Below are 11235 nucleotides of genomic sequence, written 5' to 3'. Positions count from 1 at the left end.
CCATTACTAAGTGGAAGTGAGCTACTACGAAATACGTATCGTGCACGTTGATATCTAGTGTACTATCTCCAAGGATAAGACCAGTTAAACCTCCAGTGATGAAAGTAGAAACCAATCCGATTGAAAACAACATTGCTGGATTCAATTGCAAGTTACCTTTCCAAAGTGTAGTAATATAGTTGAACGCTTTTACCGCAGATGGAATTGCAATCAACAAAGTTGTAAATGTAAATACAGAACCTAAGAATGGATTCATCCCAGAGATAAACATGTGGTGACCCCAAACGATAGTTGATAAAAATGCAATTGCAAGAATTGACATGATCATCGCTCTGTATCCGAAGATCGGTTTACGAGAGTTTGTTGCAATTACTTCAGATGTGATACCTAAAGCTGGTAATAATACGATATAAACTTCTGGGTGACCTAAGAACCAGAATAAGTGTTCAAATAAAACTGGTGAACCACCTTGGTAATTTAATACTTCTCCTGCAATATAAATATCAGATAAGAAGAAAGAAGTACCAAAACCTCTATCCATTATTAACAATAATGCTGCTGACAACAATACTGGGAATGAAATTACACCAATAATAGCTGTAACAAAAAATGCCCAAATTGTAAGTGGTAATCTTGTCATAGACATACCTTTAGTTCTTAAATTAATAACGGTAACGATATAATTTAATGAACCCATTAAAGATGATGCGATGAAGATAGCCATAGAAACTAACCATAAAGTCATACCTAATCCAGAACCAGATATTGCTTGTGGCAAGGCGCTTAATGGAGGATAAATCGTCCATCCTGCAGAAGCTGGACCAGATTCTACAAATAAAGAGATAACCATGATTACACTGGATAAAAAGAACAACCAGTATGAAATCATATTCATAAATCCTGAAGCCATATCTCGTGCTCCAATTTGTAACGGGATAAGAAGGTTACTAAAAGTACCACTTAAACCGGCTGTTAAAACAAAGAATACCATGATGGTTCCGTGAATTGTAACAAGTGCAAGATAGGTTTCGTTATTCATAACGCCACCTGGTGCCATTCTTTCACCTAAGAAAAAGCTGAATATTTTGAATGATTCCTCAGGCCAAGCCAATTGCATTCTAAAAAGCATTGACATACCAACACCAATTAAACCCATTATGATACCAGTAATAAGATATTGCTTAGCAATCATCTTATGATCAATACTAAATATGTATTTAGTAATGAACGTATCTTTGTGATGGTGTTCTTCGTGGTGATCGTGTTCGTGGTGATCGTGTTCGTGACTCATTGCTGACATATAAGTGTAAAATTATTTTATTATTTCATTTCAACTTGAGCAACTACTGTAGTATCTGCTTTTGCAGTAGTTGAATCGTTAGTTACAGCTGGTTTTTCACCATCTGCTGGAGCTGCATTAGCATCTTTAACTGCTTGTACTAATGTAGGTTTTTCTTTTAACCATGCTTTAAATTCCTCTGGAGTATCTACAACCACTTTCATTTGCATGTTATAGTGAGAAGCTCCGCAAATTTTATTACATAAAAGTAAATAGTCAAATGTGTAAGGGTCAAGAGGAGTTTTTCCTTCTGCAACTAATTTCACATTTTTCTTATCTCGAATTTGATTAATTCTAGTAACTTTAGTAACCATGTCCTCAGTTTCTCTCATTTCTGACGTAGTCAAATCTGGAATAAATGAGAATTGAGTAACCATCCCAGGTACACAGTTCATTTGTGCTCTAAAATGTGGCATGTATGCAGAGTGCAAAACATCTTGAGAACGAATTTTGAAAACTACACGCTTTCCTTTTGGCAAGTGTAATTCATTTACAACGATATCATCTTGCGCATTTGGATCGGCTAAGTCAACACCAACGGTATTTACACCTTCAATATATCGTACGTTCGCTTTTCCTAAAACATTATCTTTACCTGAATATCTTGCTTCCCAACCAAATTGTTTAGCATATAATTCAATTACAATTGTATCTTCATCTTCGTCAACAAACATAATGTCTGTCCAAGCATACAATCCGTAGAAAATTAATACTGCCAAAACTACAGCTGGAATAGAACTCCAAATAAATTCTAATTTATTATTGTCGGCAAAATACAATGCAGTTTGACCTTTACGTCCTCTGTATTTAAATGCAAAATAATGTAATAATGCCTGAGTAATTGTTTGAACAACAAAAATTAAAATCATTGATATCCACATCAACTGGTCTACGTCTTTACCGTGTACTGAAGCTGAACCGCTCATTAAAGGTAAATCACCATATTTAACGATACAAACAATTGTAGTTAAGTATATAAAAACTAGGAAGGCAAACATTAAGTAGCCATTAACCTTATTATCATTATCGTTAGCAATTTGAGTATTATCTGATGATTGCCCAATTTGCGTAAGGTCAAAAATTTTAGTTAATTGCCAAATTGCAATTGATAATAAAACTAAAATAAAAAGTACCAAAAAACTTGTCATTTGTTTTTTCTTTAAATATTAATAATGAAAATGTTTACTTTCTTCGATGAATGGGTTACGTTTTGGAGTAAGCGGCACTTTTGTTAATGCATTGAATACTACAAAAATAAATAATCCTAAGAAAAATAATAGAGAACTGATTTCAGATACACCAATGAACCATTGATCTCCAACTGTTGCAGGCATAATCATATTGAAGAAATCAATATAATGTCCGAATAAAATGATGATACCAGCGAATACTACAATTCCAGCTACTCGTTTAAAGTCAGTGTTGATTAAAACTAAGATTGGGAATAAGAAGTTTAACGCTACAGCTCCGAAAAACAATAAATTGTAATCTTTAATTCTAGTAATAAAATAAGTTACCTCTTCTGGGATATTAGAATACCAAATCAACATAAATTGTGAGAACCATAAATAAGTCCAGAAAACACTAATACCAAACATGAATTTAGATAAATCGTGAATGTGACTTGAATTTACATTTTCTAAATAACCTTTAGATTTTAAATATAATGTTACCATTGAAATCGTTGTGATACCACTTACAAAGAAACTTGCAAATACGTACCATCCGAATAATGTACTGAACCAGTGAGGATCAACCGACATAATCCAATCCCAAGCCATGATTGACTCAGAAACTATGAAGAATACAAGGAACGCAGCAGATAATTTGAAATTCTTTTTGTAGAACAAATTATCATTAGCTTCATCTTGAGCTAAACAGTTTTTTCTTGATAAGTGTCTGTATAAATTCCATCCAATTAAAAAGATTGCTGCTCTAATTAACCAGAAAGGTACATTTAAGTATCCTGTTTTACCAGCAATTAATTTGTCATAATTCTCATGACCAACAACATCTACACCTTCTTTCATCCAAACAAATAAATGATTTACGTGGAAACCTGAAAGTAATAACAAGATAAAGAAAATTACTGAACCGTATGGTAAATAAGCCGTAATTCCTTGCATAACTCTAAATAAAACAGGAGACCAACCTGCTTGAGCAACTTGTTGAATAGCGTAGAATGCTAAAACTCCCATAGAAATTAAAAGGAAAAATATACAAGCTACATACAAAGCAGCCCAAGGTTTATTTTGTAACTGATGAAAAACGTGCTCAATATGTTCTTTATGCTCTTTCTCAGCATCAACTTTTGAAACGTGAGCTACTTCAGTTGTTGTGTGATTGTCATGATTTTCTGTAGCAACTGGTGCTACATCTGTTTTTGTAGAATCATTTTCAGATGCAACTACCGAATCATTTTTCACTTCAGTATTGTGAGCAACTGCATGAGTAGTATCTTTTACTTCTCCATGAGCTACAGCAGCTTTAGTTTCATGAGTTGCTTCTGTTGCATGAGCATCGTGAGTTGTTGCTTCAGCATGATGTCCACCATGATGACTTTCTGCCACAATTTTTTCTACCTCTTCAATAGTCTTTGGAGCAGATAAAAAACCATACACAATACCTACTAATCCTAAAATCATTAGGGCAAGTGCAATGTTTTTTAAATTTTTTGAAAATGTGTACATATCTATATAACTATCTGTTTATGAAATAATTCTTAATTATTGATTTCTTAATTTAAGAACATGTGATGTTACCATCCAACGCTCTTTAGAAGAAAGTTGATTCGCATGAGAACCCATTGAGTTCAAACCGTATGTAATTACGTGGTAAATACTACCTTCAGTAATTGGTCTGTCTTTATATGCTGGAACTCCTAAAAACTTTTCTTGCTTTACTAATTTTCCTTTACCATCACCAGCTTCACCGTGACAAATTGCGCAATAAATTGTGTATAATTCTTCTGCTTTTTTAGCATCAACACCAATAGAATCAATAGGCGATTTTAAATTAGCTTTTGCGGCATCATAACCAGCAGTAGTATTAGGATATTCGTATGGTTCGAAACCTCTTTTGATTGAACCTTTTGCAGGAATTTGTCCCTCTTTACCCTTCTCGCCTGTTGGTGAATTGAAAGCATCAGATTCTGAGTAAGTTTCGTATGCTACAGATTCGTACATATTAGGCATGTACTGATAGTTTGGCTTCAAATCATTTTTACATGATGAAACTGAAACTACTAATACCAATAGACCTGCTATTTTAATTAAACTTTTCATATCTAAATTAGTGCTTTTCAATTACTTTAACTTCTACTGCTCCAGTATTTTTTAAGAAAGAAGTCAATTCTTCTTCATTATCTTTAACTGCTACTTCCATTAAGAAGTGATCATCTGTAGTTCTTACATCTGGATTTTCTGCTTGTTTAAATGGCCATAATTTACTTCTCATATAGAAAGTAATTACCATTAAGTGAGCTGCAAAGAATACTGTCATTTCAAACATAACCGGAACGAAAGCTGGCATATTTTGAATATAACTCATACTTGGTTTACCTCCAATATCTTGAGGCCAATCGGTAATCATTATATAGTTCATCATTGCAGTTGCAACCGAAAGACCAATACAACCATAAATAAAGGCGCATATTGCAAGTCTTGTTGGTGCTAATCCCATTGCTTTATCCAATCCGTGAACTGGAAAAGGAGTGAAAACTTCTTCAATATGATGATGTGCTTTTCTTGTTTGCTTTACGGCATCCATTAAAATGTCATCATCATTGTATATAGCGTGTATAACTTTATTACTACTCATAACAAATATTAATGTTTTTCTGAATGATTATGTCCTTCTTGTTCTCTTTGTCTTTTATAATTTTCTCCCGAAGATTTCAAAATAGTTTTCACCTCTGCTTGAGCAATTACAGGGAATGTTCTAGCATACAATAAAAATAATACGAAGAAGAATCCTATAGTTCCTGTAAAAATTCCAATATCAACAAAAGTTGGAGAGAACATTGTCCATGAAGATGGAAGGTAATCTCTATGTAATGATGTTACGATGATTACAAAACGCTCAAACCACATTCCAATGTTTACTACAATTGAGATTATGAAAGAGAACATAATACTAGTTCTTAATTTTTTGAACCACATGAACTGAGGAGAGAATACATTACAAGTCATCATTGACCAATATGCCCACCAGTAAGGTCCAGTTGCTCTATTTAAGAATGCGTATTGTTCATATTCCACACCAGAATACCAAGCTACGAATAACTCTGTGATGTAAGCAACACCAACGATAGAACCTGTAATCATAATTACAATATTCATTAATTCGATATGTTGAACCGTGATATATGCTTCTAAGTTAGATACTTTTCTCATGATGATAAGTAAAGTATTTACCATCGCGAATCCAGAGAAAACCGCTCCAGCAACGAAGTATGGAGGGAAAATGGTAGTATGCCATCCTGGAATTACAGAAGTTGCGAAGTCAAAAGATACAATCGTGTGTACAGAAAGTACAAGTGGAGTAGCTAAACCTGCTAATACAAGTGACACTTCTTCAAAACGTTGCCAATCTTTAGCTCTTCCGCTCCATCCAAAACTTAAAATAGAGTAAACTTTTTTATTGAAAGGAGTTACAGCTCTATCGCGCAACATTGCGAAATCAGGTAGTAAACCAGTCCACCAGAAAACTAATGATACAGAAAGGTATGTTGAGATTGCGAATACGTCCCATAGTAAAGGTGAGTTAAAATTCACCCATAAAGAACCTAATTGATTAGGAATTGGAACAACCCAGTAAGCTAACCATGGACGACCCATGTGAATAATTGGGAATAAACCCGCTTGAACTACAGAGAAGATGGTCATAGCTTCTGCAGAACGGTTGATTGCCATTCTCCATCGTTGACGGAATAACAATAATACTGCAGAAATTAATGTTCCGGCGTGACCGATACCAACCCACCAAACGAAGTTAGTGATATCCCAAGCCCAACCAACGGTTTTATTCAAACCCCAAGTTCCAATACCTGTAGATATGGTATAAATTATACAACCAACTCCCCAAAGGAAAGCGGCTAATGCGATAGAAAATACAGTCCACCACTGTTTATTTGCTCTACCTTCAACTGGTGCAGCTACATCTACCGTTATATCATGATAACTTTTATCACCTATAACTAAGGGTTTTCTAATGGGTGCTTCGTAATGAGACGACATAATTTAATTTTAAATTTTAGATTTTAACTTTAGATTTTATTCAAAAAAACTATTATTTCTATCTATATGTTCTTATTATACATTTCTAACTTTTACTTGGTAAACTACGTTTGGTTTTGTACCAACGTGCTCTAACAAATGGTATGATCTATCTGATGCTGCTAATTTTGTAACCGCATCTTCAGTATTGTTTACATCACCAAAAATCATGGCTCCTGAAGAACAAGCTGCAGAACAAGCTGTTTCAAATTCGTCAACTTTTACTTCTCTACCTTCACGTTTAGCAGTCAAAATTGTTTTTTGTGTCATTTGAATACACAATGAACATTTTTCCATTACTCCACGAGAACGAACGTTAACATCTGGATTAATGACCATACGACCTAAATCATCATTCATATGGAAATTAAATTCGTCATTGTTGTTGTATAAGAACCAGTTGAAACGACGTACTTTATAAGGACAGTTGTTTGCACAATATCTAGTTCCAACACATCTGTTGTAAGCCATTTGGTTTTGACCTTGACGACCGTGAGATGTAGCAGCAACAGGACAAACTGTTTCACATGGTGCGTGATTACAGTGCTGACACATTACTGGTTGGAAAACAACTTGAGGATTATCTGATGGATCTTCCATTTCTCCAAATCCGCTTAACGATCCTTTATCTCCAGTTAAACCGTCAAATTCTTCTTTTTTCTTATTATCACCAGCGAAAGTATCTTCTGATGAATAGTATCTGTCAATACGCAACCAGTGCATATCACGACTTCTTCTTACTTCATCTTTACCAACAACCGGCACGTTATTTTCTGCATGACAAGCAATTACACAAGCTCCACAACCTGTACAAGCATTTAAATCAATAGAAAGGTTAAAGTGATGTCCAACTGAACGATCAAATGATTCCCATAAATCAACTTTTGTAGCTTCTACTTCTTTATGATCTAAAGATACCATTGGTGGAGCATTAAATACTTCTTTCTCACCTTTAGCACTTGCATCTTTATAGATTGCTAATGTAGTTTCTTTAACAATATCACCTCTACCCATTAATGTTTTCTGAGACTGAACACTTGCAAATTCGTGTTCACCATCAGCTTTCACTACTTGTGCAGCTTGAACATTATCAAAATTATTATATAATACGTAAGCGTTAACACCTACTTGCATTTCTTCTTTTAAAGCTGCTTTACGACCATATCCTAAAGATAAACCAACAGTTCCTTTAGCTTGACCTGGCTGAACAATAACTGGCACTTTAAGCTCAGTTTTTCCAACTTTAACAGTAGCATAACTACCATTTAAACCACCATTAGCAACAATTTCATTTTCTAATTTTAATGCTTCTGCATCAGCTTTAGAAACAGTTAAATAGTTATCCCAAGATACTCTTGTAATTGGATCCGGGAATTCTTGTAACCATGGGTTATTTGCTTGTTGACCATCACCTAAACCAGTTTTAGTATATAAAACTAATTCGAATCCAGCAACAGGTTTTGCTTGTGCTAATGTATTAGCAGCAGAAGCATAATCTGCAGTTCCACCAGAAACAGCCGAAGCCGCACCAACGAAAACACCGTCGTGAACTACCTTATTCCAAGAAGTTCCACCAACAAATGCACCAGAATTTACTTTTAAATAATCATAAAAAGTACCACCAACACCATTTAAAGACAATAAAACATCTTGAAATTGTTTCGTATTGAATAAAGGACGAATTGTTGGTTGTGTTAATGAATAAGTTCCTGCAGTTAAACTGTGATCGTTCCAAGATTCTAAATAATGTGGAGCAGCCGCAGCAATTGTAGTTATCGATGCTGTTTCATCTTCTTTTAGAGAAAATGCAACAGATAATTTAGTCTTTTTAAGTCCAGATACGAATGCGTCGCTGTTTGCTAAAGTGTAAACTGGATTTACGCCACTCATTATTAATGTGTGAACAGTTCCAGCATTTAAGTCTGCAATTAATTGAGCAACTTTTTCGTTTGAACCTTTTCTAATTTGTCTTGCTCCAGCAGTTGAGAATGCCTCACTTGCTAAAACTTGATTGATTGCAATAACTAAAAGTTGTGCGTTTTTATCTTGAATTCCAGATACTAAAACACCTTTACTTCCCGCAGCTTTTAATTGTTGAGCCGCTTTAGTTACTTCAGCATCAAATTCTTTTCCTAAAGAAGAAGAAACAGAAGAACCAGTTATTACATTGTATATTTTTACTAATGCTTGCTTTTGATTTGCAACAGACATTGCAACTCTTTTATCGGCAGCAGCACCAGATAAAGTCATATTTGCTTCAAATTGGAAATGCTTAGACATTTTTCCTGCTTGAGGAATTCTACCTTTTGCATAACCTGAATCAAAACTTCCACCTTGCCAGTCACCTAAGAAATCAGCACCGATAGAAACAATTGTATTTGCTTTTGAAAAATCGTAATCTACAAGAGCTCTTTGACCGTAAACAGTTTCGAAAGCATCTAACGCAGCTGATTCTGAAACAGCATCATAAATTACATGTTTTGAATTTGGATTTTTAGCTAAGAAATCTGCAACCAATTTCTCAGTTGATGGACTTGCTAATGTATTAGTCAATAAAACAACTTGACCACCTTTAGCTTTAGCATCAGCCAAGCTTGATTTGATTTTAGCATCTACTTCGATCCAAGTTGCGTTTTTTTGATTAATCATTGGAGATTTCAAACGCATACTGTCATACAATGACAAAACAGAAGCATGAACTCTTGCATTTGCAGCAAATTTCGCACCTTCGATTTTGTTGTTGTCTATTTTAATAGGACGACCTTCACGAGTTTTAACTAAAAGATTTGCAAAATCAAAACCGTCAAACATAGTAGTTGCATAAAAATCTGCAATACCAGGAATAATTTGCTCTGGTTGTACTACGTAAGGAATTGATTTGTGCACTGGACCTTCACATGCTGCTAATGTAGCTGCTGCTGTACTAAATCCAACGTATTTTAAAAAATCACGACGAGTAGTTGATGATGATGACAAAGATGCTGCGTCTCCTAAAAATTCATCTGTTGGAATTGCTTCCACAAATTCGTTATTTTTAAGCGTCTCAACAATAGAACTATTTTCGTTTAGCTCTTCAACACTTTTCCAGTATTTTTTGTTTGATGACATCGTATATATATTATTAGCTTCTTAATAAATTGATTAATAGTGACACTTACCGCATTCTAAACCTCCCATTTGTGCAGCAGTCAATTTGTCTACACCATATTTTTTAGAAAGTTCTTTGTGAATTTTATCATAGTAAGCGTTTCCTTCCATTTTAACATCGGTTTGACGGTGACAATCAATACACCATCCCATTGTTAATGGAGCGAATTGTTTTTGGATTTCATACGTTTGAACTTCACCGTGACATTTTTGACACTCAATTCCAGCAACAGAAACGTGTTGTGAGTGATTGAAGTAAACGAAATCTTGTAAGTTATGAATACGAACCCATTTTACTGGTTTTGTTTTTCCCGTGTATTTTTGAGTTGATTTATCCCAACCAACAGCAGTGTATAATTTTTGGATTTCTCCATCGTAGAATGCTTTAGAGTATTCTGGTGTTGCAGTAGTATCAGCAACTTCAGCAATATTTTTATGACAGTTCATACAAATATTTAGAGAAGGAATACCAGCATTTTTACTTACACGTGCCGCAGAGTGACAGTATTTACAATCAACACCATTACTACCGGCGTGAATTCTGTGAGAGAAATGTATCGGTTGAATTGGAGCGTAGTTTTGATCTACACCAATTTGAGATAAATATCCGTACACAAAATAACCACTTGCAAGCAATAGGAAAATTGCAGAAACTAAAACTAAGAATTGATTTCTTACAAAAGCTCTTCCTAATCCCAATATTGGATTCTCTTTTTTAACTACTTCCAAACCTTTAGAAGAAGCAATTCTATTCAACATGTTATAAACAAGGAACAACATTACAATTAATAATAACATTACTGTTACTAAAAATCCTAAGATTACATTGTTTGAAATTGCGTTTTCATCTTTTGCTTGAAGACCTCCATCAACAACTGCCATTCCAGCTGGAGCTTCAGCTTTAACTTCAGAAGTATAAGCAATGATGTTATCAATATCTGCATTAGATAATTGAGGAAACGCAGTCATCACAGACTTGTTGTATTCTTCATATATTTTTACAGCTTTTGCATCTCCTGATTTAATTAGTTCAGAACTGTTTTTTACCCATTTGTAAATCCAAGCCATGTCATACTTGTTCGCTACACCACGAAGTGCAGGACCAGTTGCTTTAGCATCTAATTTGTGACAAGCAGCACAATTGGCATTAAAAAGTTCTTTACCTTTTACGGCATCACCACCGGCAGCAGGAGCAGCGGCTGGAGTTGCAGCAACATCAGTAGCAGGAGCGGCCGTTGCAGGCGCAGCTTCTTGAGCAAATGAAGTTAAGGAAATTGTTAGCATTAAAGCTAAGCTTAGAATTAAATTCCTAGAAATCGAATTATGGTTACCCACTTTTTTCATATAGTTAATGATTATCGACAATTTTGGTATGATTTTTTCTATTGAACAATTCATAGAAAAAGATTGTACATTTTTAAAAACTTGCACAAAAATACGACTTAAGAATTATTCTCAAAACCATAAATATAT

At 34.5% G+C, this 11235-nt stretch carries 8 protein-coding genes; all 8 read right to left on the bottom strand.

Annotated features, from left to right (window positions below; translation table 11 throughout):
* Window positions 1-1300: cbb3-type cytochrome c oxidase subunit I (locus DIU01_RS08960; RefSeq protein WP_290833645.1), on the bottom strand; the 1300-nt coding region annotated here is incomplete at its 3' end.
* A 20-nt stretch (window positions 1301-1320) separates the two neighbouring features.
* Window positions 1321-2487 (bottom strand): cytochrome c oxidase subunit II, encoded by a 1167-nt coding sequence (locus DIU01_RS08955; protein WP_290833643.1) that lies wholly within the window; start codon window positions 2485-2487, stop codon window positions 1321-1323.
* 18 nt (window positions 2488-2505) lie between these two features.
* Complete coding sequence (locus tag DIU01_RS08950) at window positions 2506-4029, bottom strand: quinol:cytochrome C oxidoreductase (protein ID WP_290833641.1); 1524 nt, start codon at window positions 4027-4029, stop codon at window positions 2506-2508.
* 36 nt (window positions 4030-4065) lie between these two features.
* Entirely contained in the window at window positions 4066-4623 is a 558-nt protein-coding gene (locus DIU01_RS08945; protein ID WP_290833639.1) for a cytochrome c, read from the bottom strand.
* A 7-nt stretch (window positions 4624-4630) separates the two neighbouring features.
* On the bottom strand, window positions 4631-5158 hold the full coding sequence (locus DIU01_RS08940; RefSeq protein WP_290833637.1) for a DUF3341 domain-containing protein: 528 nt from the start codon (window positions 5156-5158) through the stop codon (window positions 4631-4633).
* An 8-nt stretch (window positions 5159-5166) separates the two neighbouring features.
* Window positions 5167-6576 (bottom strand): NrfD/PsrC family molybdoenzyme membrane anchor subunit, encoded by a 1410-nt coding sequence (gene nrfD / locus DIU01_RS08935; RefSeq protein ID WP_290833635.1) that lies wholly within the window; start codon window positions 6574-6576, stop codon window positions 5167-5169.
* 75 nt (window positions 6577-6651) lie between these two features.
* Window positions 6652-9723, bottom strand: a complete 3072-nt coding sequence (locus DIU01_RS08930) for a TAT-variant-translocated molybdopterin oxidoreductase (RefSeq protein WP_290833633.1) — start codon at window positions 9721-9723, stop codon at window positions 6652-6654.
* A gap of 33 nt (window positions 9724-9756) precedes the next feature.
* Window positions 9757-11106: a c-type cytochrome gene (locus DIU01_RS08925; RefSeq protein WP_290833631.1), complete on the bottom strand. Its 1350-nt coding sequence runs from the start codon at window positions 11104-11106 to the stop codon at window positions 9757-9759.
* Window positions 11107-11235 lie beyond the last annotated feature (129 nt).

This window comes from Flavobacterium sp., assembly GCF_003525665.1.
In the GTDB taxonomy this organism is placed as follows: Bacteria; Bacteroidota; Bacteroidia; order Flavobacteriales; family Flavobacteriaceae; genus Flavobacterium.
This window is presented reverse-complemented; position numbering and strand designations above follow the sequence as displayed.

Excerpts from the sequence above, each read along its gene's own strand:
- DIU01_RS08955 (WP_290833643.1), bottom strand. The coding sequence starts at position 2,487 with ATGACAAGTTTTTTGGTACTTTTTATTTTAGTTTTATTATCAATTGCA.
- DIU01_RS08950 (WP_290833641.1), bottom strand. The coding sequence starts at position 4,029 with ATGTACACATTTTCAAAAAATTTAAAAAACATTGCACTTGCCCTAATG.
- DIU01_RS08945 (WP_290833639.1), bottom strand. The coding sequence starts at position 4,623 with ATGAAAAGTTTAATTAAAATAGCAGGTCTATTGGTATTAGTAGTTTCA.
- DIU01_RS08940 (WP_290833637.1), bottom strand. The coding sequence starts at position 5,158 with ATGAGTAGTAATAAAGTTATACACGCTATATACAATGATGATGACATT.
- nrfD (WP_290833635.1), bottom strand. The coding sequence starts at position 6,576 with ATGTCGTCTCATTACGAAGCACCCATTAGAAAACCCTTAGTTATAGGT.
- DIU01_RS08930 (WP_290833633.1), bottom strand. The coding sequence starts at position 9,723 with ATGTCATCAAACAAAAAATACTGGAAAAGTGTTGAAGAGCTAAACGAA.
- DIU01_RS08925 (WP_290833631.1), bottom strand. The coding sequence starts at position 11,106 with ATGAAAAAAGTGGGTAACCATAATTCGATTTCTAGGAATTTAATTCTA.